The sequence below is a fragment of the Gordonia hongkongensis genome, from assembly GCF_023078355.1.
In the GTDB taxonomy this organism is placed as follows: domain Bacteria; phylum Actinomycetota; class Actinomycetes; order Mycobacteriales; family Mycobacteriaceae; genus Gordonia; species Gordonia hongkongensis.
The window spans coordinates 1600231-1625729 of the sequence record NZ_CP095552.1; the positions used below are offsets into that span (position 1 = coordinate 1600231).

Genomic DNA, 25499 nt, shown 5'->3' on the forward strand with positions numbered 1-25499 from the left:
AGTGGTCCCTCGTAAGCTGGCTGTCGATGAACGCCGCCCAGTCCGACTCGCCCCAGCTCGACGACGATACGACCGTGTCTCGTGACGCCACCGGGGACGCCGATCCCGGTCCAGCTCACTCGTCGGACGCGCGCGGCCGGCTGGTGTTGGCGGCCACCCCGATGGGACAGGTCGACGACGCCTCGCCGCGTCTGCGTGCGGCGCTGCGGACCGCGGACATCGTCGCCGCCGAGGACACCCGTCGCGCCCGTGCGCTGGCCGCGGCGCTCGATGTCGAGATCGGCGGGCGGTTGGTCAGCTATTACGACCAGGTCGAGGCCGCCCGTACGCCGGGTCTCGTCAGCGCGATCGCCGAGGGGCAGACCGTACTGCTCATCACCGACGCCGGGATGCCGTCGGTCAGCGATCCCGGATACCGCGTCGTCGTGGCATGCGCGGACGCCGGACTACCGGTCACGGCACTGCCCGGGCCGTCGGCGGTGACGACGGCCCTCGCGGTGTCGGCCTTGCCCTCCGAGCGGTTCTGTTTCGAGGGGTTCGCTCCCCGCAAGCCCGGCCCACGGGCCGCGTGGCTGCGTGAACTGGTGTCCCAGCCCCGGACCGCGGTCTTCTTCGAATCACCGCACCGGCTCGCCGACACGCTGGCGGCCGCGGCCGAGATCCTCGGTCCGGACCGTCGCGCGGCGGTGTGCCGTGAGATGACCAAGACCTACGAGGAGGTCCGGCGCGGCGGACTCGCCGAACTCGCGGAATGGGCGAGTGGGGGCGTCCGCGGCGAGATCACCGTCGTGATCGCGGGTGCCGTCGCGGCCGAACCCGACATCGACGACCTCGCCGATCGAGCCGAGGAACTCGTAGCCGGCGGCATGCGCCTCAAAGACGCCTGCGCCGCGGTCACGCAGGGTTCCGCTGCCTCTCGACGCGACGTCTACCAGCAGGTGCTCGAAAGACGTCGAGCTGATCCGGGCTGACGCGCAACTCCACCCGCGGCGCGAGGCGGTAGGGGCGGCTCGAGACGAGCGCGCCGACCACCCGGCGCAGCCGCGACAGTTCGGCGCGCACGCTCACCGTGTGGCTGTCGTCGCCGAAGAGCAGCTGGCTCAACCGCTGTGAGGTGAGGCCCTGCTCGCCGGCGTCGGCGAGCAACAGCAGGATCTGGGCGTGGCGACCGGTCAGGACGGTGCGCCACGGTTCACCGTCGCCGGTCACCGTGACCGTCGGCTCACCGTCGAGGGAGAGCGCGGCCAGGACCGGGCCGGACGGACCCGCCGGACGGACCAGCCATCCGCGGCCGAGACGTTCGACCACACAGATCCCCAGTCCCGGCACGAACTGACGCATGTCGTCTGTCGGCACCGCGACGCGCACGGGCGGGGTGCAGCCGCGTCCTTCGGCCACCCACCCGTCGTCGTCGATGAGCAGTCCCGGTCCGTGCAGGCCGGCCAACTGCGCCTGGCCGGAGAACCGGAGTTCGGCGAGCTCTCGCTGGTGGGCGAGGGTGATCTCGTGTTCGCCGAGTGCGGCCAGCGCCGAGGTGAACGCCGATGCCGCCGGCTGCATCTCCATGGCCGGGCCCGCCAGGCCGGCGATGGCGATCATGTCGCCGGTGCGGTGGTCGTGCACCGGCACCGCGGTGCAGAAGAGTCCGTGCAGCGAACTGTAGTAGTGCTCGGCGCCGAACAGCCGGGTCGGGCGCTGGAGATGAACCGCGAGGCCCACGGCCGTGGTCGCGGTGGAGTTCTCGTCCCAGCGGCTGCCCTCGACGAGGTCGAGTCGATCGGCCTCCGGGAGAACGGACGCGGAACCTCCCCGCCACAGCAGCACGCCGTCCGCGTCGAACACGCCCAGGGTCATCGACGCGTCGTCCGCGGACTGGGCGAACAGACGCTGCAGCGGCTGCACCGCGTCCCGGAGCGGGTGCGTGGCCCGGCGCGTCTCGAGTTCGTCGTCAGAGATGTGACCCGGATTGTGCGTGTCGACGGTGGACCGGTGTCGACCCGACCGGACACGACCCCATGATTCGACGACATCCCCCGGGACCTCGGCACGCGGGGTGCCGCCGGACATGAAGGCATCGTGGTCACGGCGCAGATCGCGATCGAGCACCGCGAGATCGGTGGACGACCGGATGGGCACAGTCATGGCGGAATCGTACCCAAAGCGGCACTCGATCATGCCGATCCGCGCGACCCCACGATGCTCGCGGCCTTGTCGAGGCACTCCTGCCATTCCCGAGCCGGGTCGGAGTCGATGGTGATCCCACCGCCGACACCGAGCGCGAGGGCCCCGTCGGGTGCGATCTCCACGGTCCGGATGGCGACGTTGAGGTCGAGGGCGCGGTCGGGTCCGGCCATGCCGATGGCCCCGCAGTACACGCCGCGGGCATCGGCCTCCCAGTCGTCGAGCAACTCCATCGCCCGCAGCTTCGGGGTGCCGGTGACCGACGCCGGCGGGAACGTCGCCGCGAGAACGGCGTCGTTGCCCGTGCCCGGTGCCACGATGGCCTCCACCCGCGAGACGAGGTGCCAGACGCCCGGGGCGGGCACGACCGACAGGAGCTCGGGTACCCGCACGCTGCCGGTCACCGCGATCCGTCCCAGATCATTGCGGACCAGGTCGACGATCATGATGTTCTCGGCGATGTCCTTGGCCGACGCTGCCAACGCGTCGGGGTCGGCGTGTGCGGGCAGGGTGCCCTTGATCGGCGACGACGTGATGATGTTGCCGGTCCGGCGCAGGAACGTCTCCGGCGACAGGCTCGCCACTGTTCCCCAGTCTCCTTGTAGGAAAGCGGCTTTCGCCGGTGCGGTGGCGCCCGCGAGTTCGGTGAAGAAGTCGACGGGGTCGCCGCTGAGCGTGCCGGTGAAACGGGTGCACACACAGGCCTGGTAGACCTCGCCGTCCCGGATCGCGTCGAGACACCTCTCGATGGCGGCGAGGTGCGGAACCCGCTCCGGGGCATGCCATTCCGTCGCCGACGATGGGGTGGTGGCGCTCGGCCGGGCCGAGGAACGGTCGCCGGCGGCACGGACGGTCGCCATCGCCCAGTCTGGGATGCCGGTCCCGACGCACTCCCATCGGCCGTCGCGGAGCACGAGCACGCCGTCGGTGTGCCCGCCGACGTTCGCCGGCAACGACGCCTCGTCCGGCCGCACCGGGAACCCGAGGTAGCCGAACCAGAACCGGTCGGGATCGTCGGGTGGGAGGCAGCCGGGCGTCAGTGCGACCGACGGTGCGATGACCGCGTCGGCGTCGTACCAGTCACCGATCAGCGCGGCCGGCGGCGGCAGGCGACGGGCGGCGGTCTCGGCGTGCAGGGCGCGGAGCACGTCGAGCGCAGGCGCTGCCGCGACCGGGCCGGGCAACGCAGATCCCACCCCGTTCGACGCGACCATACGGTGTGTGCGAGGTCAGTTCTCGTATCGCGGGAACACCGGAGTCGGCTTCGGCAGCACGGTTCCGGGTTCCAGCCGGCTCGCGACCGCGGTGAACTGACGATCGACGTCGGCGACGAGCAGATCGAGGATCTTGTTGGACGACTCCGGCATGACCGGCTGGCTCAGGAGTGCGACGATGCGCACGACCTCGGCGCAGACATAGAGAACCGTGCCGGTGCGCTCGAGATCGGTCTTGGCCAGCTTCCACGGCTCCTGTGCCGAGATGTACCGGTTGGTCTCGGCCAGCGTCGCCCACAAGGTCTCCAGCGCCAGGTGGATGGCCTGGTTGTCGATGTGGGCTCGCACGGCGTCGAGCAGGGAGTCGGCACGCGCGAGAAGCGCGGTGTCGACGTCGGTGAGTTCGCCCGGTGCCGGCAGGGTGCCGTCGAAGTACTTGCCGATCATCGACAAGGTGCGCTGGGTCAGGTTGCCGAACTCGTTGGCGAGGTCGGCGTTGATACGCGACACGATCGCCTCGGCGGAGTACGAACCGTCCTGTCCGTAGGACACCTCGCGGAGGAAGAAGAACCGCACCGGGTCGAGCCCGAACTCGTCGATGAGGTTCTCCGGGTCGACGACGTTGCCGACCGATTTGCTCATCTTCTCGCCCTTGTTGAACAGGAATCCGTGCGCGAACACCCGCTTCGGCAGTTCGACGCCGGCGCTCATGAGGAACGCGGGCCAGTAGACACAGTGGAACCGGATGATGTCCTTGCCGATGATGTGCAGGTCGGCCGGCCAGAAGCGTGCGAAGGCGTCCGGGTCGTCGACGAATCCGACGCCCGTGAGGTAGTTGGTCAGGGCGTCGACCCACACGTACATGACGTGTTCGGGATGGCCGGGCACCGGGACGCCCCAGTCGAAGGTCGTGCGCGACACCGACAGATCGGTGAGACCGCCCTTGACGAAACTGATGACCTCGTTGCGCCGGACGTCGGGGCCGACGAAGTCCGGCTGGGACTCGTAGAGCTCCAACAGTTTGTCCTGGTATGCCGAGAGTCGGAAGAAGTAGGTCTCCTCCTCGGTCCAGGTGAGCACGTGTCCGGTGTCGGTCGCGACACGGTCGCCGGACTCGTCGACCCGGGTGTCCGCCTCGGCGTAGAAGGTCTCGTCCCGGACGTCGTACCAGCCCGAGTACTTGTCCAGGTAGATGTCGCCGCGGTCGCTCATCCGCTTCCACAGTTCCTCCGACGCCCGCTTGTGGTCCTCGTCGGAGGTGCGGATGAAGCGCTCGAAGCTTGACCCGAGGCGTTCTTGCAGGGCCTGGAATCGGTCGGAGTTCCGCTTGGCCAGTTCCGCGGTGGGGATGCCCTCCGCAGCGGCGGTCTGCTGCATCTTCTGCCCGTGGACGTCGGTACCTGTCAAGAACCGGACGTCGAAGCCGTCGAGCCGCTTGAACCGCGCGAGCGCGTCGGCGGAGATGTACTCGTAGGCGTGCCCGATGTGCGGAGCGCCGTTGGGGTAGGCGATCGCGGTGGTGATGTAGTACGGGCGTCCGCCGCCGTGGGACGCGCCGGACGGATCAGGGCTGGTCAGATCGGGTGCCATAGTGCCCAACAGACTACCGACCGCGCGCGACCGGACCCAATTCCGGTCCGGCCGATTCGTCGGTTCACACCCACCCCTTTTCGGTGAACCCACGGCCCGGTGTGGACGTGGGTTTACGGAAATGGAGTGGGTTTGCGGCTCATGAAACCTGGCGCTCAGTCCACCGGCCGCTGGTCCAGAATCACGACCGCTGTCCGGGCGACCATGTCGTCGGCATCATGGATGTACACCTGTAGCGCCGAAGTCGATGCGGTACCGGGGATTTCGGCGAGCGCCTGCACCAGCCTCGATCGGACGGCCGCGTCGGGGTCGGCGCCCAGGCGGTCGACGAGCAGGTCGACGATCCGTTCTCGATGTGCCTCGTGGCCGGCGAGGATCTCGGCGGCCTCGACGTCCCGGTCGCCGGCTGCGATGAGCTCGACCAGTGCATCGACCGCAGCGGCGACGCCGCGACGCCCGAGGGTCAGGGCGGCGATGCGTCGGACCACGGTGTCGGGGTCGTCGAGCAGGCCGCGCAACACCGTGGCGACCTCCGGGGTCTCGTCCATGGCGGCGAGGGCGGTGACCGCTCGGCGTCGGATCGACGGGTCGGGGTCCGACGCGCCGGTGGCGAGACGCTCGACGCCGCCCGGCCGCTGCGCGAGGGCCCAGCGCAGCGCGCCGGCGACGTTGGGATCGGTCTCGGCCAGCAGCGCGTCGGCCAGCGAATCCCCGGACACGCCCACCTCCCCGGCGAGCAGAGCGGCCTGCTGACGAAGGGCCGCGTGTTCGGACTGGACTGCACGGAGCAGACCGATCACGCCCAGCACCGACGACCAGTCGGTGGCGCCCGTTGCCCGGACATGTTGCAGGCGCTCGAGGAGCTGCGCGTCGGCGGCCATCCTCGCCTTCGTGTCGTCGACGAGCCGGTCCATGAGCGAGTCCGGCGCGAACTCCGGGTCGTCGAGCGCGAGTCCCACCTCCCGCAGCGACAGTCCGAGCGAGCGGAGACTCTCGACATGCATGAGCCGCTCGAGGTCGGCGTCGGAGTATTCGCGATAACCGCCCGACGTCCGGCCCGTGGGCCGGACGAGGCCGAGCGAGTCATAGTGGCGCAGCATCCGGTTGCTCAGACCGGTATGCCGCGCCACCTCGCCGATCAGCACCGCTACGTACCGTCCTCTGGCCCGATCGCCGACGAATCCTCAGCCGCGGCATCGCTGTTCACCAACCGTGTCGCGTACTCCAACGCAGCGGCGAAGTCGCTGTCCGGGTCGTCGATCAACCGCTCGGTGGCGGCCACGTGTGCCCGTACCGTCAGATCACCGCGCCTCTTCGCGGCGGTCAATGGTCCGGCGGCGAAGCCTCCGAGCCCGGCCAGGGCACGGCTGAGACTCCGCTGCACGTCCGTGCTCCCGCGGCCGAGTTCGCCGGCCAGTTCGTTCGCGAGCCAGGTCTCCCGCCCGGACGGAACCAGGCCGACGGCGGTCCGCCACGCGGCGCGCGCCACCTCGTCGTCCGTGTCGTGCAGGAGCGCGACGGTGATCGACGTCCACGCCGATCGATCCCCGATCTTCGACAGGGTGTGCAGGGCCTGGGCCCGCGCCTGTGGGGACGCCGACCCCAGCTCGGTCACGAGTCCGGGAACCGTGAGATCGGCTGGCAACCGCGTGAGGGCCCAGGTCAGCATGTCCCGCACGAAGAAATCCGGCTCGACGCCGCAGCGTCGGATCAGCTCCTCGGCGTAGCCGGGATGCGGGTTGCTGCCCGCCGCCATCGCGGCACGCAGCCTCGTCGAGGCGTCGTCGGCGGCGAGCGCCGCCAGCAGGGCAGGGTCGGGCGCGTGGGTTGTCTGGTCGGTCATCGTCGACCACCTCCTTCGCCACCCATCTGAGCGCTTGACACAGTGAGAAGGTCAAGCACCGAGAGCTAGATCTCCCGGCGATACGGTTCGCACCCCGGCGGGGCCTTCGGCGGTTCGCGGTATTCCAGCTCCGGAATGTGCATGGTCATCGGCGCGGACTCGAGTGTGAACTTCTCGCCGTGGTGCGCCAGGTCGATCGGCGGACCCGACAACAACCGGTACGTCGCATTGTCCTTGTCGACGGCCACCACGATCTTCGAGTCCCGGATGATCATGCGGAAGGACATGTAGGTCAACCGCTTCGGCAGCCGCGGTGCGAACGTGATGTTCCCGCCGAAGTCGCGCATACCGCCGAAACCCGCCACGCAGTCGGTCCAGGCACCGGCGAGAGCCGCAATGTGCAGGCCACTGCTGACGTTGTTGTGCAGGTCGTGCAGGTCGGTGAACACGGACTCGGCGAGCAGGTCGTAGGCGAGATCGGGGTAACCGACCTCGGCGGCGGTGACCGCCTCGCAGCAGGCCGACAGCGACGAGTCACGAACGGTCAGTGGGTAGTAGTAGTCGAAGTTGCGCAGCTTCTGCTCGGGCGTGAAGGCGTCGCCGAACAGGTAGGTCGCGAAGACCAGGTCGGCCTGCTTGACCACCTGCTTGCGGTAGAGGTCGTAGTACGGGTAGTTCAACAGCAGCGGATAGCGTCCCACCGACGACTCGAAGTCCCAGGCGCCCAACAACGTGAACGACTCACACTGCTGGTGCACGCCGAGCGCATCGTCGAAGGGGATCGTCATGTCGTCGGCGCACGCTTCCCAGTGCGCTGCCTCGGCGGTCGTGACCCCGAATTGCTCGGCGAGATCCGGACGGCGATGCACCGCCGCCACGGCGTCGCGCAGATTCTGTTGCGCCGCCAGGTTGGTGAAGGTGTTGTTGTTCACGACGGCGGTGTACTCGTCGGGACCGGTGACCCCGTCGATGCGGAACTTACCGTTCACATCGTGGTGCCCGAGACCGGCGAACAGTCGGGCGGTCTCGACGAGAAGTTCGACGCCGCATTCGGTTTCGAACTGTTCGTCGTTGGTGGCCCGCAGGTAGCGCGCGGTGGCGTTGGCGATGTCGGCGGAGACGTGGACGCCCGCGGTGCCCGCGGGCCAGTACCCCGAACACTCGTCGCCGTTGATCGAGCGCCACGGGAACATCGCCCCGCGTTGCCCCAGTTCGGCGGCCCGGGACTTCGCCTTGTCCATGGTGGAGTGGCGCCATCGCAATTCCTCGCCGGCGGCGGCGGGCACGGTGTAGGTGAGCATCGGGAGGATGAAACTCTCGGTGTCCCAGAAGGTGTGACCGTCGTAGCCGGGGCCGGTGAGACCCTTGGCCGGGATCGCGCGGGACTGACCGCGCGCGCCGGCCTGCAGGACATGGAACAACGCGAAGCGAACCGCCTGCTGCAGTTCGGGATCGCCGTCGAGTTCGACGTCGGCGTCGCGCCAGAAGTCCTCGAGGTACCGGACTTGGTCGGCCTTGAGCGAATCCCAACCGGTCTCCATCGCCATCGCGAGGGCCGCGTCGACCTGGGCGCGCAGCGCCGGCACCGAGCGTCGGGCCGACCAGCCGTACCCCATGTACTTGGTGAGGGTGAGACTCTTGCCCTTCGGCACGTTGGCCGCGATGGTGAGCCGGGCCAGGTCGCCGTCGGCGCGGATGAAGGTGTCGGCCTTGTCGGGGAAATAGATCTCGTGGTCCATGCCGGCCGCCATGTGCAGGCCGGACTTCTTGGTGTGGTGGACCAGCATGCCCCAGTAGTTGCGGCAGGTGGCGAGGTCGGAGACCAGCGGGGCGTCGAGCGCCGCCGCCAAACGCGGGTCGTTGCCCGGTGCCGGAACCGGCTCGTTGGCCAGGAGATCGGACTGCAGAACGAGTTTCATGTCCTCGTCGACCGGCTCGACCTCGTACCGGATCGCGGCGATCGTGCGTTTGGTGAAGGACACGAGGCGTTCGGACTTGATGCGGACCTTCCGGCCGGTGGGTGAGGTCCACACCGTGTGACGACGCAGGGTGCCGGTCCGGAAGTCCAGCGTCCGCTCGTGCTCCTCGGTACGCCCGTACCGAAGGTCCATCGGCTCGTCCTCGACCAGCAGCCGGATGATCTTGCCGTCGGTCACGTTGACGACGGTCTGTCCGGATTCGGGATATCCGTAACCGCTCTCGGCATAGGGCAGGCCGCGCAACTCGTAGAAGCCGTTGAGGTACGTGCCGGGATGATCGACCGGCTCACCCTCTTCGAAGGACCCGCGTAAACCGATGTGCCCGTTGGACAGTGCAAAGAGCGTCTCGGTTCGGCCCAGCATGTCCAGATCGACGCCGCCGCGCCACTTCAGCTGCCACGGATGGATCTCGAAGCCGAAGTCGTGGCCGTGCTCGGCGGTCATGCGGGGAGCAATTCGACGAGGTCGTTCACGACGATGTCGGCGCCGGCGGCACGCATCGCCTCGGCCTGGCCGCCACCGACCCGGTCGATGCCGACGACGTAACCGAAGGCTCCCGCGCTGCCGGCCGCGATGCCGGAGATGGCGTCTTCGAAGACGACCGCCGCGGCGGGCTCGACGCCCATCAGTTCGGCGCCCAGGAGAAACGAGTCGGGTGCGGGTTTGCCCTTCAGCCCTTTCGACACGATGTCGAGTCCGTCCACCCGGACCTCGACGAATTTCGACAGGTCTGCCGCATCCAGCACTGCTGCTCCGTTCTTCGAGGAGGTCACCACGGCGATCCGGAGACCGGCGTCGCGCGCCGCCTCGAGATATCGCACGGACCCCGGATAGGCCTGCCCGCCGTCCTCGGCCAGGCTGACCAGGAACATGTCGTTCTTCCCGTCTCCGATCGCGGTCACGGTCTGCGCGTCGACATCGTCGATTCCGCGAGAGGCGAGGAAGGCCCGGACGCCGTCCTCACGGGGACGTCCGTCGACGTAGTCCAGATAGTCCTGATCGGTGAACTCGACGAAATCGGCGTGGTCTGCGCCGCCCGCACGGGCGGCGAGAAAGGCGTCGAACGCCTTCTTCCACGCCTTGCGGTGCAGCACCGCGGTCTCGGTGAGAACCCCGTCGAGGTCGAACAGTGCGACGGTGATCGAATCTGGCAATCCCAACACGCTTCGCCACGCTACCCGTCCCGGGCGACTCCGGCGCGATTTGCGTGGCCACCCCGGGCGTTTTCTGCCGGCCGCGGGCGCGCGATCGCACGCGTCGTCCCGGACAGCGTTCGTCCGGCGACGCCTGCGCGCCCGAAAAGGCTTTGACCGGGCGACAACTGGAGGTGAGACGATGGTCCGATGACTCGACGATTCGCTCAGATCGATGTGTTCTCCGCTACCGGGACCGGTGGTAACCCGGTTGCCGTGGTGCTCGATGCCACCGACATCCCCGACGACCGGATGGCCGCGTTCGCGCGCTGGACGAACCTGTCGGAGACGACCTTCGTGCTGCCGCCGACCGACCCTGCCGCCGATTACCGTCTGCGCATCTTCACCCCGGACGGCGAGTTGCCGTTCGCCGGGCATCCCACCCTCGGCTCGGCACATGCCTGGCTGACGACGGGCGGCCGGCCTGCGGGGGACGACATCGTGCAGGAGTGCGGCGTCGGCCTGGTGCGACTGCGGCGCGCTGGTGCACGGCTGGCCTTCGCGGCGCCGCCGTTGCGGCGGTCCGGACCCGTCGACGCCGCCGTCGTCACCGAGGTCGCCGCGGCGCTGCGGGTCGACACGGCCGAGGTCCGCGCGGCCGAGTGGGTCGACAACGGGCCGGAATGGATGGTGTTGCAACTCGAATCGGGCGAGCGGGTGCTCGAGGTGACCCCGGACATCCCTGCCCTCGGCGATCACAAGGTCGGATTGTTCGGGCGGTACGGCTCGGGAGACGGAGAGGTCTTCGGCGAGGTGCGCGCGTTCGTGCCGGGCATCGGGGTCCCCGAGGACCCGGTGACGGGCAGTCTCAACGCCGGCATCGCCATGTGGTTGCGGGCCACCGGGCAGGCGCCGGCGTCCTACGTCGCCGCGCAGGGTGCGGCGCTCGGTCGGGCCGGCCGCATCCACGTCCACGACGACGGCGAGCACATCTGGGTCGGCGGCGACACGACGACGGTGATCGAGGGGACCGTGACGCTCTAGTGGTGTGTCTCGGAAATAAGCGACTGGTCTCCGGCGCTCGATCGGCGCCTGGCTGCGTTGTCGTCGGTCGAGATAGCTCAGCTATCCCTCCCTCCTCCGCCTTGCCAGACCACCGATCGCTCCACCGGATACCGGCCACCTATTTCCGAGACACACCACTAGCGATGTCGCGACCGCACCGGATGGTGTCGGCGCGCTGTGCCAAGGTGGGTGCCATGAGCGACGCCCCTGGCGACCCGGACAAGGGTGATCCCGAGACGAGTGGCGGCGAGACCCTGAGCAACAAGGCCGGCAAGAAGCGACGTCGACGCGAACCGCCACCGGACCCGGCGCCGCTGCCCGGCCTCGTCGACGCGCACACCCACCTCGCTGCATGCGGCGGACGCGACGCCGAGACGGTCCGCGCGATCTGCGACCACGCGCAGGGCGTCGGCGTCGGCCATGTGGTCACCGTCGCCGACGACATGGTCGATGCACGGTGGGCGGTCGCCGCCGCGGAGTGGGACGATCGCGTCTACGCGGCGGTGGCCCTGCACCCGATGCATGCCGGCGATCTGAATGACGAGACCGCCGCCGAGCTCGAGCACATGGTGCGTCACCCGCGAGTCGTCGCGGTGGGCGAGACCGGGCTCGACTATTACTGGCCCGGAAAGTCCGACGACTGTGCGTCGCCCGAGGTGCAGCACGAGACGTTCCGCTGGCACATCGACCTCGCGAAGCGGGTCGGCAAGCCGCTGATGATCCACAACCGCGAGGCCGACCGGGATCTACTCGACGTCCTGGCCGCGGAGGGCGCCCCGGGATCCGTGATCATGCACTGCTTCTCCGGTGACCGAAATGTTGCACGCGAATGTGTCGAGCGTGGGTTCATGCTCAGTTTCGCCGGCACTGTGAGCTTCGCCAACGCCGATGAGCTCCGGGTCGCGGCCGAGTTGGTCCCCGACGACCAGATCCTCGTCGAGACCGACGCGCCGTTCCTGACCCCGCATCCCTACCGTGGCCAGCCCAATCAGTCCTATTGTCTGCCGTACACAGCCCGGGCCCTCGCGGCCGTGCGTGGCGTGGCGGACGAGGAGATGGCTCGCATCCTCGGGGCGAACGCACGGCGCGTCTACGGCATCCCTTTGCCATAATCTGGCCGGTTCGTTATCGTACTGTGATCCAGCTGGCCGATGTGCTGATCCACTCGGCCGGCGTGGTGCCAGTGTTGCCTATCAGGATGTCGTGCCCTTGTCTTCTCTGCCCAACCCAGAGCTGCAAAACCCCGAACTGTCGAACCCGGAGCCGTCCGCTCCGACATCGTCGGGTTCGGTGTTCGCCAAGATCAACGGCTCGAAGTCGTTGCGTGTCCGCGTCGCCGTCGGCGCCGTGTGCGCCACCGTCGCGGCCGGCGGGGTCATGGGCGTCAGCATGCACAAGAACGTCGCGATCGACGTGGACGGCGACATCCGGCACGTGTCCACCATGGCGATGTCCGTCGAGAGTCTCCTCGAGTCGGAGGGGCTGGCGCCCGCCGACGGTGACAAGGTGAGCCCGGCACCCGACTCGGGCTTCGGCGACGGCCAGACCATCAAGGTCAACAAGCTCAAGGAACTCACCCTCGACATCGAGGGCAAGCGCGAGACCATCGTCACCAACGCCTCGACCGTGGACCAGTTGATGGCCGAACGCGGACTGACCCACGCCGCCGAGGAGACCGCCTTCGGCGAAAAACTGCCGGTCGACGGCGGTCAGATCGAGGTCGCGCTGCCCAAGCCGGTGAACCTCGTCGACGGACCGGCCCGCAAGCGCCCGACCGTCGCCGCGCATACCGTCAAGGATCTGCTCGAGTCGCTCGGCACCCCGCTGGGCGCCGAAGACAAGGTCACCCCGGCCGCCGACACCAAGATCACCCCGAACCTCAAGATCGTCGTCACCCGGATCAAGACCGAGGACGTCACGCTCACGGAACCGGTCGCCCCGCCGGAGGTCAAGAAAGAGGACCCGACCCTCGTCCGCGACCGCAAGGTCGTGGAGAAGAAGGGCACGCCCGGCGAGGCGCGTGTCACCTACAAGGTGACCACCGTGAACGGCCGGGTCGTCAAGCGCGACAAGCTGACCAGCGAGGTGCTCAGCGAGCCCGTCGCGGCCACCGTTCGCATCGGCACCAAGCCGGGTGCGCCGTTCGTGCCGCCGGGGTCGGTGTGGGACGCGCTCGCCGCGTGCGAGGCGACCGGCAACTGGGCGATCAACACCGGCAACGGCTTCTACGGCGGCGTCCAGTTCGACCAGAACACCTGGGAACGCTGGGGCGGACTCGAGTACGCGCCGCGCGCCGACCTCGCCACCCGCGAAGAACAGATCGCCATCGCGAAGAAGACCCAGGCGGTCCAGGGCTGGGGCGCATGGCCGTCCTGCTCGTCCAAGCTGGGCCTGCGCTGATCAGCGACTCGACAGCGGGTTCACCCGACAGCGCGCCCGACGAGGCTCCGCGTCTCCTCGGGCCGGCACAGATCAGGGAGCTCGCGGCGGAGGTCGGCGTCCGGCCGACCAAGACTCTCGGACAGAACTTCGTCCACGACGCGAACACCGTGCGAAGGATCGTCGCGGCATCGGGGGTCGGGCCTGACGACACCGTCCTCGAGGTCGGTCCGGGCTTGGGCTCACTGACCCTCGCTCTCCTCGGGGCGGCGGGCAGGGTCGTCGCCATCGAGATCGATCCGGTGCTCGCAGAACGTCTTCCGGCGACGATCGCGGAGTATGCCCCGAGTCGGCAGGGCAACTTCGAGGTCATCCTCGCCGACGCGTTACAGGTGACGCGCGACGACCTGCCGGTGGTCCCCACCGCTCTGGTCGCGAACCTGCCGTACAACGTGTCGGTGCCGGTCCTGTTGCACCTGCTCGGACTCTTCCCGGAGATCACCACCGCCCTCGTGATGGTGCAGGCCGAGGTCGCCGACCGCCTCGCCGCCGGCCCGGGCAGCCGCACCTACGGGGTGCCGAGCGTCAAGGCGCGCTACCACGGTCGCGTGAGCCGGGCCGGTGCGGTGGGGCGCAACGTCTTCTGGCCCGAACCCAAGGTGGAGTCGGGTCTCGTCCGCATCGAACGAACCGACGACCACTCGACCGATCCCGTTGTGCGGCAACAGGTGTTCGCCGCGATCGACGCCGCATTCGCCCAGCGACGCAAGACGATGCGATCAGCGCTGGCCGGCTGGGCCGGTTCGGCGGCCGAGGCCGAACGCCGGCTCCGTGAGGCCGGTATCGATCCGGGTGTGCGGGGCGAGAAGCTCGACGTCGACGACTTCGTCCGCCTCGCGCGCACGACCTGATTTCGACGCCGGGTCGCTGATCGCGGGAGGCCGCGGCTCGTCGTGGGGGCCGGACGCAAAACCACTCGCCGTCGGCGGGGAGAGGCTCGTACCGTGTTGTGCATCCGCAGCATCGACGATGAGGTCCGACATGGCTCCACCACAGACTCTGACGACGCCGAGGCTGCGGCTGCGCGCACCCGCCGACCGTGACGTCGAACCGATCTTCCGTGCCTGCCAGGACCCGGACATCCAGCGCTTCACACTGGTCCCGGTCCCGTATACGCGTGCGCACGCCGAACATTTCGTCCGCGACATCGCTCCGGCCGCCGGGTCGTCGGTGTGGACGATCGAGATCCGCGGCGGTGAACTCGTCGGCACCATCGGACTGCGAACCGTCGACAAAGGCGTTGCGTCACTGGGCTATTGGTGCGCGCCGTCGCATCGGGGCCATCGCTACCTCACCGAGGCGCTCGCCGCGGTCCTCGACCACGCCTTCGCCGGCCCCGCCGACGGCGGAGCCGGGTTCGATCGCGTGATCTGGCGGGCGCTGGTCGACAACGTGGCCTCGGCGCGGCTGGCGGCGTCGGCGGGCTTCCGCTACACCGGCCGACGCCCCGAGGACGAGATCGATCAGCTCCCGCCGGGTCGCCACGTCGGCGATGTGCACACCGCCGTGCTGCGGGCAGGCGAGGACCGTACCCCGCAGTCCTGGGACCTCGATGCGCAATCGGACTCAGTTCGACGCGGCGCGCAGTTTCTCCAGTAGCTCGGGAGCGGCGTCGCGCAGGAACGCGTCCTGGGTGTCGCCCCCGATCTGCACCAGCGCGATGTCGGTGAACCCCGCCTCCCAGAAGGGTTTCACGGCCTCGACGATCTGGTCGAGGTCCGGGCCGCAGGGGATGTTGCCGGCGACGTCGTCCGGCGTGACGAACTGCGTCGCCGCGGCGAAGCCCGCGGTGGTGCGCAGGTCGGCGTTGACATCCCACCCGCCGGCGAACCACCGGAACTGATCGTGGGCGCGCTCGATCGCCTTGTCACGGTCGGGATCCCAGCTGATGGGGATCTGCCCGATCGCGCGGGAGCGCTGGCCGTCGACGGTCGGGGTCGACGAATGTTCGTTCCAGGCCTTGATGAAGTCGGCGTCGGGTTCGACGGCGATCAGGTGGTCGGCCAATGGCCCGAACGTCTCGATACCCGCATTGCCCGCCACTGCGACGCCGATCGGGACGGGCTGGTCGGGCAGATCCCAGATCCGGGCGGCGTCGACCTGGAAGAACTCGCCGCGGAAGTCGACGAGCTCACCGGTGTGCAGTTTGCGGATGATCTCGATCGCCTCGGCGAGCATGTCCTGGCGGTCGGCGACCGAGGGCCAGCCCTCGCCGACGACGTGCTCGTTCAGGTTCTCGCCCGAGCCGAGGCCGAGAGTGAAGCGACCGTCGGCGAGGATCTGCAGCGTCGCAGCCTTCTGCGCGATGATCGCCGGGTGGTAGCGGATCGTCGGGCACGTCACGTAGGTCATCAGGTCGACCCGCTCGGTCGCGTGGGCCACGGCTCCCAGGACCGTCCACGCGTACGGGGCGTGTCCCTGGGCCGAGAGCCACGGGAAGTAGTGGTCGCTCGACACCTCGAAGTCGAAGCCGGCGTCTTCGGCGCCGACGGCGTACCGCACCAGCTCTTTCGGGCCTGCCTGCTCGGTCATCAGGGTGTAGCCGAAACGTGTTGCCATGGAGGTCTCCTCTGCGAGATGGGTCGCTTCGGTGTAGCCATGAGTCATGGGTCCGAAACCCGGGACGCTCGAGACGGTGGTGCCCGGACGACGGACGTTCGACGACGGGGCGCGGTTCTCGACCCCGGAAACGAGGCGCAGATGCCAGACCGGAAAGCGGATGGGTCGATCGACACCGTGCTGCTCGATGTCGACGGTACGCTCGTCGACTCCACCTACCTCCACGCATTGGCGTGGATGCGGGCCTTCGCTGCCCACGACCTGATCCCGCAGTGGTGGCAGGTGCACCGGGCGATCGGCATGGGCGGCGACCGTCTCGTCGGCGAGCTGCTCGGCGACGACGTGGAGGAATCACTCGGTGACACCTTGCGCGACGAGTGGGAGGACGCCTATCGCGATCTGCTGCCCGACGTGCGGCCCCTGCCCGGCGCGGCCGATCTGGTGAGGGGACTGCTGGACGGCGGCTACCGGGTGGCGCTCGCGTCGTCGGGCAAGTCGGAGTTCACCGACGCCGCGCTCGAGTCGATGGGATTGTCGCGCAACGACTTCGCCGCCGTGACCACCTCGGACGACGCCGATTCGTCCAAACCGGCGCCCGACATCCTGTCGGTCGCCCTGGACGAGGCCGGCGGCGGTAAGGCCGTCGTCGTCGGCGACACCGTGTGGGACGTGGCGTCGGCGCATCGCCTGCCGGCGGAGTGCGTGGCGGTACGGTCCGGTGGATTCGCGGAGGGTGAGTTGCGCGACGCGGGCGCGGTGCTGGTCGTCGAGCACGTCGGACAACTCGTCGACCGCGGCTGGCGCCCCTGATCGACGGCGGCTGGAGCGCCGGACCGACCGCATCGGTGGGCGCGGGGCCGACGCCGGGGCGCTAGGCTGGATCATTGTGTCGCGAACGTCGCTGTCGGTGGTGTCGGACTCCGTCACCGCGCGGGCTCCGTCGAAGGTCAATATGCACCTCGGGGTCGGTCCGCGCCGCGAGGACGGCTACCACGACCTCGTGACCGTCTTCCAGGCGCTGTCCCTCCACGACGACATCCGGGTCGCCCGGGCCAACGAGATGAGCATCACGGTTCGTGGCGAAGGCGCCGGGTCGGTCCCGACGGACGAGTCCAACCTGGCGGTCCGGGCCGCGCTGGCACTGGCCGAGTGGGCGGACCGTCCCGGCAAGGTCGCGATCGACATCGACAAGACGATCCCGGTGGCCGGGGGCATGGCCGGTGGCAGCGCGGATGCCGCCGGGGCGCTGGTCGCACTCGCCGCCCTGTGGAAGCTCGACATCGGCCGCGACGACCTCGCCGCCATCGCGGCGGACCTGGGCAGCGACGTCCCGTTCGCGTTACACGGCAACACCGCCCTGGGCACCGGACGCGGCGAGCGGCTGATGCAGGTCCTCTCCCGCGGTGACTTCCACTGGGTGCTCGCGCTCGCACGCGACGGCCTGTCCACGCCCGCGGTGTACCGCGAACTGGATCGGCTGCGCGACAGCCGTTCCGGAGAATGCGCCACCGACGACGAGCGCGACCTCCTCCGCCGCCCCGACGAACTCATGCAGGCCCTGGCGTCCGGTGACCCGCATGCGGTGGCGCCCCTGCTGCACAACGATCTACAACCGGCGGCGCTGTCGCTGCAACCCACCCTCCGCCGGACCCTGCGTGCCGGAATCGATGCCGGAGCACTGGGCGGCATCGTGTCCGGCTCTGGCCCGACATGCGCCTTCCTGTGCGCCGACGAGACCGGCGCGGTGAACGTCGCCGCCGAACTGTCCGGCGCCGGCGTCGCCCGGTCGGTCCGCACCGCGAGCGGTCCCGCCGCCGGTACGCGCGTCCTCGGAGCCGACGTCCGCCACTGATCGCCTACGGTTGCCTGATGTCCCGCAGACCCGCCGCAGTCGTCGCCCCACTGCTCGCGGTCAGCGCCGTCGTCACTCTGCTGCTCGCGCTCTGCATCGTGACGGCCGGCCCGTCGACGGCCGCCGCACCCGCCGACGGTTTCGTCTTCACCACCTCCGAGGTTCCCGACGACGAACTCCCATCGGCGGCCGGCTCGGGCACCCGCCTGACCTATGCGACGCGATCAGAACGGCCGCCCGGCGATGTCGAGCGGCGTGTACTGGGTGCCGAAGGGTACGCCGCCCGCCGGTGGCTGGCCCGTCGTGTCCTGGGCACACGGGACGGTGGGCCTGGCCGACGAGTGCGCGCCGACCCTGCACCGGCTGGGCGACGGTGTCGAGGCCCCGGTGCGCGCGGCGCTCGACGCCGGGTTCGCGGTCACGGCAACCGATTACGCGGGGCTCGGGTCGGCGGGGGAGACCGAATACCTCGGCGGTCGCGCGGCGGCTCACTCGGTGATCGACATGATCCGCGCGGCGCGGTCGGTCGACGCCTCGCTCGGATCACGCTGGGTGTCGACCGGGCATTCGCAGGGCGGCCACGCCGCGCTGCACGCGGGCCGCCTCGCCGCGGAATTCGCACCGGAACTGCCGGTCGCCGGCGTCGTCGCGATCGCCCCGGTCTCGTCGCTGGAGAACCTGTTCGGTCTGTTCGGACCCCGCGTGCCCGGCCTCGGCGCACTCAATGTGCTGAGTGCGCCGTTCCTGTTCACCCTCGCCGGCCTCGACCACGCGAATCCAGAACTCCGCGTCGCCGATTCCCTGACCTCCGACGGGAAGCGTTTCCTCGACCGCGCGCGTGCCCGGTGCAACGGGGATCTCGTGGATGCGTTGCGGTCGGTGCCGCCGGGCTCACTCGTGGCGTCGTCGTTCACTGCGGAGCAGGACTTCCGGGACGCCCTGCGGGAGTACGCCGAGGTGCCCGTCTCTGGCTACCCGGTGAAAGTCACGCTCGCACATGGTCTTCTCGATCCCGTGCTGCCGTACCCGCTGAGTCGTTCGCTGCGGTCCGCGATGCGCGACGCCGGCACGGATGTGGACCTCAAGACCTACGCGCGGGCCGATCACAGCGGCGTCGTCGACGAGTCGCTGCCGGACGTGCTGGCCGCGATCCGGGAGTCGTTCGGCCGTTGAGGTCGGGCCGACCGGTTCTCGCGGAGTCGATCACTCGACGCTCTCGCCGAGTTCCATCCAGCGTTCCTCGAGTTCCTCGAGTTCGGTTTCCATGCTGCGGATGCTCTCCGTCTCCGCGGCAAGGCCTTGGTAGTCGGACTGATCATGGTCGGCCAGCGCGGTCCGGGCAGCATCGATCTTGCTGTGCAGCTTGTCGATCCGACGCTCGAGCGAGGCGAGCTCCTTGTTGGCCGCGCGCAGCTCGGCGCCGCTGAGGGTCGAGCCCGACACGCCGCCGTTCCCCGAAGCTGTGGCGCTCGTACCGGATCCGCCCGATGTCGATCCGGAACCCGACGTCTTCGCCTGTGCCGAGCGGAGTCTCAAGAACTCGTCGACGCCGCCGGGGAGGTGGCGGAGCCCGCCGTCGAGGACGGCGAACTGCTGATCGGTGACCCGCTCCAGGAAGTACCGGTCGTGCGAGACGACGATCAGCGTGCCGGGCCACGAGTCCAGCAGGTCCTCGAGCGCGGCGAGCATGTCGGTGTCGAGGTCGTTGGTCGGCTCGTCGAGGATCAGCACGTTCGGCGCGTCGAGCAGGATGAGCAGCAACTGCAGCCGCCGCTTCTGCCCGCCCGAGAGGTCGCGGACCGGGGTCGAGAGCTGCGCGCCGTCGAAGCCGAGCCGCTCGAGCAACTGCGACGGCGACAGTTCCTGTGCCTTCGACCCGGAACCGAAGGTGTACGTGGTCTGCAACTGCGCGATGACCACCCGCACCGGGTCGTCGAGGTACCGGTCGAGGTCGTCGAGGCGTTGGGTCAGGGTGGCGACCTTGACCGTCTTGCCGCGTTTGACCCGGCCGCCGGTCGGTTCCACGGTTCCGGCGATGAGGCCGAGCAGCGTCGACTTGCCCGCGCCGTTGACCCCGAGTATGCCGGTGCGCTCACCGGGCGCCAGCCGCCACTCGACGCCGTCGAGGACGGTGCGGTCACCGTAGGAGACCGACACGTCGAGCAGGTCGACGACGTCCTTGCCCAGACGAGCGGTGGCCAGTGACTGCAGGGCGACCGTGTCGCGGACCGGTGGGACATCGGCGATGAGGGCATTGGCCGCGTCGATGCGGAACTTCGGCTTCGACGTCCGGGCCGGCGCGCCGCGGCGGAGCCAGGCCAGTTCCTTGCGGGCGAGATTCTGTCGTCGTGCCTCGATCGCGGCGGCCTGCCGGTCCCGTTCCACCCGCTGCAGGATGTACGCCGCGTAGCCACCCTCGAAGGGTTCGACGATGCGGTCGTGGACCTCCCAGGTGACCGTGCACACCTCGTCGAGGAACCACCGGTCGTGGGTGACCACCAGCAGTCCGCCGGCGTTGGCCGGCCAGCGTCGCTTCAGGTGGTCGGCGAGCCAGGTGATGGCCTCGACGTCGAGGTGGTTGGTCGGCTCGTCGAGCGCGAGGACGTCATGCTCGCCCGCGAGGAGTCGTGCCAGCGACACGCGGCGGCGCTGACCACCCGACAACGAACTGGTGGGCGCTGTCCATTCGACGTCGCCGAGCAACCCGCCGATGACGTCGCGGACCTTCGCGTCGCCCGCCCATTCGTGTTCGGGACGGTCGCCGACGACGGCGTGCCCGACGGTCTCGTCGTCGTCGAAGACGTCGACCTGGTCCAGCACGCCGATGCGGACGCCGCCGCGGACGGTGACGCGACCGGAATCGGGTTGCATCCGTCCGGCGAGCATCGCCAGCAGGCTCGACTTACCGTCGCCGTTTCGGCCCACGATGCCGATCCGGTCGCCCTCGTTGACCCCGAGGGACACCGACTCGAAGACCTTGGTGGTCGGGTATTCGAGGCCTAGGGTTTCCGCGCCGAGTAGATGAGCCACCCGACAAACGCTAGTGGGTGACCGGTCTCGGCCTAACGGCGGATGGCCCCGTTGATCATGGCCGCGAACGCGACGGCGCCGGCCTGGTTGACGTGGAAGGGCAGCGCGATCCGATTCGACAGCGCGCTCTCGTACCAGGGATTGATGAGGTTGCAGGCATCGTGTCCCGCCGATCCTCGGTTGGCGTCGATGAAGGTGCCGCCGACCTCGGTCGACGCCCGCCAGAGCGCGCCGTTGGCGCGGTTGAAGACCTCGCGCATCCACCGGGCGTCGGGGTCACTCAGCGGGACCAGCGGCCAGCACCCGGTGAACCCGATGAAGCCGCCCAGACCGACGACGATGATCTGGGCGTGCGGCGCCTTGTTCCGGATCGCGCGCAGAGCGGGGGTGACGCGGTTCTCCATGAGTTCGATCCGCCACCGGACCTCGTTCTCGAGGGCACGGTTGTGGCGGCAGCGCCGGTCGGTGAACGCCGGGGTCCGGCACTGGCCGAAGATCGCGCCCCACCGCATGTCGTTGCCGCCGATGCTCACGGTGATCAGCTGAGCGTCGCGCGGAACCAGGTGCAGCTGAATGGGTTTCGTGCCACCGCTGGTGTGCTGCGGGGCCCGGTGCAGGTGTGCCGACTGCGCGCCCGCACACGAGGCGTCGATGAAGCGTCGCGGCAGGGTCGCGGCGGCGACGAGGGTGGGGTAGTTGAACGCCGACCGCTTGCATCCGCCGAAGTAGGCGGGCGTCGGGGTGTAGAAGCTGCCGGACGCACGCGAATCACCGAGAGCGACGTAGGTACCGCCGGTGTAGCGCGTCGGGGCCGCCTGCGCGGGCGCGGCCACCGCCGCCATCATCGACACCACGAACGCGGTGACCAGCACCGTCGCCAAGATCTGGACCCCGCCCCGAAACCTGCCTACCACCGAACACCGCTTCCACTGCCCACCGAGTTTGCTCAGGGAATCGTAAGGCACGACCTCGGGTCCGACGACAGAGTGCGGGATCCGTATTGGAAACCGGCACGAATCCCGCACTGTGCGGGAAGTGGAACCGGCGCGACGGGGGATGCGTCTACAACTGCATGGCCACTGCACCCGAATTGCGGACCTTTGTCCTCACGCGCGACGGCGTGATCACTGCGGCGCAGGCCCGCGAGCACGGTCTCAGTCGTGCCTCGGTGGCCCGGCGGGTGAAGTCCGGTGAGTGGGTACGTGCGAGTTCCGGCGTCTACCGCCTGGCCGATCATCCGGTGACCGCACGGACCCGGACCCGACTGGCGACCCTGCAGGTCTCCGCGGACGCCGTTCTCAGCGGACTCGCGGCGGCGTGGTGGCATGGCCTCGTGACCAAACGGCCGACGACGATCACCGTCACCGCTCCCCGAAGCTGGCACGGTTCGCCGGAGAAGGGGACGGTGGTCATCCGGAGATCCTCGACGCGGCCGACGTCGTGGTCGAGAAGGGACTCACGGTGACCGCGGTGCCGTTGTCCGTCCTCGAAGGCGCCGTTGAAGGAAAGATGGACGTACTCGACCGGGCACTTCAGAACAAGAAGGTCACGGTTGACGCTCTCCTCGAGACCTACCAGCGGCGACGCCGCTGCCGTGGTGCAACCGAGATGGCGAAGATGCTCGTGCTCGTCGGTTCTGGTGCCCGTTCGGCTGCCGAACGGCTGACCGTGAAACTGTTCGCCGAGCACGACATAGCGGGTTGGGTCGCCAACCACCCGGTGTCCGGTTACGAAATCGACTTCGCCTTCGTCGGGAGGAAGGTGGCGGTCCCATCACCCCTCCGCAAAGTGCGGGATTCGTACTGGAAACCGTTACGAATCCCGCACTTTGGAAGAGCTCTGGACCACTTACAGGCCGAGATCCTTGGCGATGATCGTCTTCATGACCTCGCTGGTGCCGCCGTAGATCCGCGTGACGCGGGTGTCGGCGTAGAGCCGGGCGATGGGGTACTCCAGGACATAGCCGTACCCACCGTGCAACTGCAGGCACTTGTCGATGACCTTGCCGGCGGTCTCGGTGGCGAACAGTTTCGCGCGGGCCGCATCGGGGACGGTGAGCTCACCCTCGTTGTGGAGTTCGAGTGCGCGGTCGACGAACTGCCGGATGGCCTCGACCTCGGCGGAGCACTCGGCGAGGACGAACTTGGTGTTCTGGAACGCCGCAACGGGTTTGCCGAAGACGTCGCGCTCCTTGGTGTAGGCGATCGCGTGCTGAACGGCCGCGGCGGCGGTGGCCGACGCCCCGATGGCGATGGTGAGTCGTTCCTGCGCGAGATTGTGCGCCAGGTACGAGAAGCCGGCACCCTCCTCGCCGAGCCGGTCCTCGACCGGCACCTTGACCGAGCTGAACGAGAGCTCGGCGGTGTCGGAGGCCTTGAGGCCGATCTTCTCGATCTTGCGTCCGACGGCGAAACCCTCCGACGAGGTGTCGACCACCAGGATCGACAGGCCCGCACGACGATTCGACTCGTCGAACGGTGCGGTCCGGGCGACGACCAGGATGCGGTCGGCCAAGGCGCCGCCGGTGATGAACGTCTTCGCGCCGTCGAGTACGTAGTGCGACCCGTCCTCGGACAGCTTGGCGGTGGTCGAGATGTTGGCGAGGTCCGACCCGGTGCCGGGTTCGGTCATGGCGATCGCGAACATGAGTTCGCCGGAACAGAATCCGGGCAACCACCGCTGCTTCTGCTCGTCGGTGGCGTACTCGACGAGGTAGGGGAGGATCAGGTTCGAGTGCACCGAGTAACTGCCGAAGGTGACACCGGCCGCCGATGTCTCCTCCGCGATCACCATCGAATAGGTGAAGTCCGAGACGCCACCGCCCCCGAACTCTTCGGGTGCCTCGATGCCCAGGACGCCGAGTTCGCCCAGCCTGTTGTAGAACTCGCGCGGCGGATGGCCCTGCTTCTCCCAATCGTGGTACACCGGCGCGACCTCTTTGGCGATGAAGTCACGGATGGTCTTGCGGAAGGGCTCATGGTCCTCGGTGAAGATGCGACGCTGCATTGGTCCCTCGAAACTGTTGTGGGCGGACGGGTCTGACGACATTCACCTCAAGTGGTCATCGCTCCTGATATTCGCGTAGGAGCCCCTTGGAGATGATCTGTTTCTGGATCTCGCTGGTGCCCTCGCCGATCAGCAGGAAGGGCGCGTCGCGCATGAGGCGCTCGATCTCGAATTCCTTCGAGTAGCCGTAACCGCCGTGGATGCGGAAGCTGGCCTGGGTGACCTCGGCGCAGTACTCACTGCACAGGTACTTGGCCATCCCGGCGGCGACGTCGTTGCGCTCGCCGGAGTCTTTCAGTCGTGCCGCATTGACCATCATCAGGTGTGCCGCCTCGACCTTCGTCGCCATCTCGGTTAGCGAGAACGCAACGGCCTGGTGCTCGGCGATGGGTTTGCCGAAGGTGGACCGCTGCTGCGCGTACTTCACCGCGAGTTCGAAGGCGCGCTGGGCGATTCCGCAGGCGCGGGCCGACACGTTGACGCGCCCGACCTCGACGCCGTCCATCATGTGCGCGAAGCCGCGGCCCGGTTCGCCCCCGAGGATGTCGGTGGCGGGCGCGCGGTAACCGTCGAAGATCAGCTCGGTGGTGTCGATGCCCTTGTAGCCCATCTTGTCCAGCTTGCGCGGGATGGTCAGGCCTGGGAGTACCTCGCCGAAGCCGGCCGGCTTCTCCACCAGGAACGTCGTGAGGTTCTTGTGCGGCTTCTCGTTGCCCTCCTCGGTACGGACAAGAGCGGCAACGAGAGTCGACGACCCGCCGTTGGTCAGCCACATCTTCTGACCGTTGATGACGTATCCGTCGTCTCCGTCCCGCTTCGCGCTGGTCTTGATCGCCGCGACGTCGGACCCCAGTTCCGGTTCGGACATCGAGAACGCGCCGCGCACCTCGCCCGTCGCCATGCGGGGGAGGAAGCGCTGTTTCTGCTCGTCGGTCCCGTGCTGGCGGATCATGTACGCCACGATGAAATGGGTGTTGATCACGCCCGACACGCTCATCCATCCACGTGCCAGTTCTTCAACGCACAACGCGTAGGTCAGCAGGGACTCGCCGAGTCCGCCGTACTCCTCGGGGATCATCAGGCCGAACAGGCCCATCTCGGCCATGCCGTCGACGATGGCCTGCGGATACTCGTCGGCGTGCTCGAGTTCCTGTGCGGTGGGGATGATCTGCTTGTCGACGAACGAACGGACGTTGGCCAGGATCTCCGTCTGGATCTCGGTGAGGCCCAGGGTCTGCGCGAGGCGGGTCATGGTGGCTGGTCTCCGAAGTCGGTCGGGGTGCGCTCGCACCGTCGGGCGGACGTGGTGCGCGACCGGCACGCGTCCGTCTCACAGCATGCCCGGCGGCGGCCCGGCGAAGTAGTCGCGGTGAACTAAGGGAGCGATAGCGCGAGCCAATGGCTCTCGGCCACCGGCGCCTATCGGTCCGATAGCCATCGCCGATGACCCCGCTCGCAACTCCGTGTCCTCGACACATAGGCAGCGACAGTCAGGTCGTTCGCCGAGCGAACGTTGTCACATGGGTTCGACCCTGGTTTGAATCGGAACGGATGTGAGCCATAACACTGACGGAGCGCATCGCAACCCAGATCACTCGGCTGGAAGAG

General features: G+C 68.7%; 21 protein-coding genes and 1 pseudogene. 10 read left to right on the forward strand and 12 right to left on the reverse strand.

Features of this window, described 5'->3' with window-relative positions:
- Positions 1-26 precede the first annotated feature (26 nt).
- Positions 27-971 carry a 16S rRNA (cytidine(1402)-2'-O)-methyltransferase gene (gene rsmI / locus MVF96_RS07255; protein ID WP_272499046.1) on the forward strand — a complete coding sequence of 315 codons (945 nt, stop codon included), beginning with the start codon at positions 27-29 and terminating at the stop codon, positions 969-971.
- Here rsmI and MVF96_RS07260 read toward each other — a convergent pair.
- The 7 genes from MVF96_RS07260 to MVF96_RS07290 all read right to left on the reverse strand — a co-directional run bounded on the left by MVF96_RS07260 (position 895) and on the right by MVF96_RS07290 (position 9970).
- Positions 895-2142 (reverse strand): helix-turn-helix domain-containing protein, encoded by a 1248-nt coding sequence (locus MVF96_RS07260; protein WP_247451775.1) that lies wholly within the window; start codon positions 2140-2142, stop codon positions 895-897. The genes rsmI and MVF96_RS07260 overlap by 77 nt on opposite strands.
- 29 nt (positions 2143-2171) lie before the next feature.
- Positions 2172-3395: an aminodeoxychorismate synthase component I gene (locus tag MVF96_RS07265; RefSeq protein ID WP_159370381.1), complete on the reverse strand. Its 1224-nt coding sequence runs from the start codon at positions 3393-3395 to the stop codon at positions 2172-2174.
- A 15-nt stretch (positions 3396-3410) separates the two neighbouring features.
- Complete coding sequence (metG, locus tag MVF96_RS07270) at positions 3411-4985, reverse strand: methionine--tRNA ligase (protein ID WP_247451776.1); 1575 nt, start codon at positions 4983-4985, stop codon at positions 3411-3413.
- 155 nt (positions 4986-5140) lie between these two features.
- Positions 5141-6130, reverse strand: a complete 990-nt coding sequence (locus MVF96_RS07275; RefSeq protein WP_247451777.1) for a HEAT repeat domain-containing protein — start codon at positions 6128-6130, stop codon at positions 5141-5143.
- A gap of 2 nt (positions 6131-6132) precedes the next feature.
- A complete protein-coding gene (locus tag MVF96_RS07280; protein WP_247451778.1) occupies positions 6133-6828 on the reverse strand; it encodes a HEAT repeat domain-containing protein in 696 nt (231 codons plus the stop codon).
- Positions 6829-6893: 65 nt separating this feature from the next.
- Positions 6894-9251: a glycoside hydrolase family 65 protein gene (locus tag MVF96_RS07285; protein ID WP_058251451.1), complete on the reverse strand. Its 2358-nt coding sequence runs from the start codon at positions 9249-9251 to the stop codon at positions 6894-6896.
- Positions 9248-9970 (reverse strand): HAD family hydrolase, encoded by a 723-nt coding sequence (locus MVF96_RS07290; RefSeq protein WP_058251450.1) that lies wholly within the window; start codon positions 9968-9970, stop codon positions 9248-9250. The genes MVF96_RS07285 and MVF96_RS07290 overlap by 4 nt, the downstream gene beginning before the upstream one ends.
- A 180-nt stretch (positions 9971-10150) precedes the next feature.
- Here MVF96_RS07290 and MVF96_RS07295 point away from each other — a divergent pair, with 180 nt between their 5' ends.
- The 5 genes from MVF96_RS07295 (at position 10151) to MVF96_RS07315 (ending at position 15043) form a co-directional block, all read left to right on the forward strand.
- Positions 10151-10984 carry a PhzF family phenazine biosynthesis protein gene (locus MVF96_RS07295; RefSeq protein WP_247451779.1) on the forward strand — a complete coding sequence of 278 codons (834 nt, stop codon included), beginning with the start codon at positions 10151-10153 and terminating at the stop codon, positions 10982-10984.
- A gap of 215 nt (positions 10985-11199) precedes the next feature.
- Entirely contained in the window at positions 11200-12117 is a 918-nt protein-coding gene (locus MVF96_RS07300; RefSeq protein ID WP_247451780.1) for a TatD family hydrolase, read from the forward strand.
- Positions 12118-12253: 136 nt separating this feature from the next.
- Positions 12254-13405 carry a resuscitation-promoting factor gene (locus tag MVF96_RS07305; protein ID WP_247452073.1) on the forward strand — a complete coding sequence of 384 codons (1152 nt, stop codon included), beginning with the start codon at positions 12254-12256 and terminating at the stop codon, positions 13403-13405.
- Positions 13369-14295, forward strand: a complete 927-nt coding sequence (gene rsmA, locus MVF96_RS07310; protein WP_247451781.1) for a 16S rRNA (adenine(1518)-N(6)/adenine(1519)-N(6))-dimethyltransferase RsmA — start codon at positions 13369-13371, stop codon at positions 14293-14295. The genes MVF96_RS07305 and rsmA overlap by 37 nt, the downstream gene beginning before the upstream one ends.
- 130 nt (positions 14296-14425) lie before the next feature.
- Positions 14426-15043, forward strand: a complete 618-nt coding sequence (locus MVF96_RS07315; RefSeq protein WP_247451782.1) for a GNAT family N-acetyltransferase — start codon at positions 14426-14428, stop codon at positions 15041-15043.
- Here the strand turns inward: MVF96_RS07315 and MVF96_RS07320 are convergent.
- Positions 15011-16003, reverse strand: a complete 993-nt coding sequence (locus MVF96_RS07320; protein WP_058251659.1) for an LLM class F420-dependent oxidoreductase — start codon at positions 16001-16003, stop codon at positions 15011-15013. The genes MVF96_RS07315 and MVF96_RS07320 overlap by 33 nt on opposite strands.
- Before the next feature lie 141 nt (positions 16004-16144).
- Here MVF96_RS07320 and MVF96_RS07325 point away from each other — a divergent pair, with 141 nt between their 5' ends.
- The 3 genes and pseudogenes from MVF96_RS07325 to MVF96_RS07335 all read left to right on the forward strand — a co-directional run bounded on the left by MVF96_RS07325 (position 16145) and on the right by MVF96_RS07335 (position 19028).
- The gene (locus MVF96_RS07325; protein WP_247451783.1) at positions 16145-16813 is read left to right on the forward strand and encodes an HAD family hydrolase; all 669 of its coding nucleotides are present in this window, start codon (positions 16145-16147) and stop codon (positions 16811-16813) included.
- A gap of 76 nt (positions 16814-16889) precedes the next feature.
- Positions 16890-17855 (forward strand): 4-(cytidine 5'-diphospho)-2-C-methyl-D-erythritol kinase, encoded by a 966-nt coding sequence (locus MVF96_RS07330; RefSeq protein WP_247451784.1) that lies wholly within the window; start codon positions 16890-16892, stop codon positions 17853-17855.
- A 17-nt stretch (positions 17856-17872) separates the two neighbouring features.
- A pseudogene (locus MVF96_RS07335) lies at positions 17873-19028 on the forward strand (lipase family protein).
- Positions 19029-19058: 30 nt separating this feature from the next.
- Here the strand turns inward: MVF96_RS07335 and MVF96_RS07340 are convergent.
- Together MVF96_RS07340 and MVF96_RS07345 are read right to left on the reverse strand one after the other, a co-directional pair.
- Positions 19059-20885, reverse strand: coding sequence for an ABC-F family ATP-binding cassette domain-containing protein (locus MVF96_RS07340; RefSeq protein ID WP_247451785.1), 1827 nt, complete (start codon positions 20883-20885; stop codon positions 19059-19061).
- Positions 20886-20917: 32 nt separating this feature from the next.
- Entirely contained in the window at positions 20918-21730 is an 813-nt protein-coding gene (locus MVF96_RS07345) for an SGNH/GDSL hydrolase family protein (protein ID WP_418930439.1), read from the reverse strand.
- A 227-nt stretch (positions 21731-21957) separates the two neighbouring features.
- Between MVF96_RS07345 and MVF96_RS07350 the strand changes: the two genes are divergently transcribed.
- On the forward strand, positions 21958-22350 hold the full coding sequence (locus MVF96_RS07350; RefSeq protein ID WP_247451786.1) for a type IV toxin-antitoxin system AbiEi family antitoxin domain-containing protein: 393 nt from the start codon (positions 21958-21960) through the stop codon (positions 22348-22350).
- A gap of 383 nt (positions 22351-22733) precedes the next feature.
- Here MVF96_RS07350 and MVF96_RS07355 read toward each other — a convergent pair whose 3' ends face one another.
- Together MVF96_RS07355 and MVF96_RS07360 are read right to left on the reverse strand one after the other, a co-directional pair.
- Entirely contained in the window at positions 22734-23891 is a 1158-nt protein-coding gene (locus MVF96_RS07355) for an acyl-CoA dehydrogenase family protein (RefSeq protein ID WP_247451787.1), read from the reverse strand.
- 55 nt (positions 23892-23946) lie between these two features.
- Entirely contained in the window at positions 23947-25143 is a 1197-nt protein-coding gene (locus MVF96_RS07360) for an acyl-CoA dehydrogenase family protein (RefSeq protein ID WP_247451788.1), read from the reverse strand.
- Positions 25144-25499: the final 356 nt, after the last annotated feature.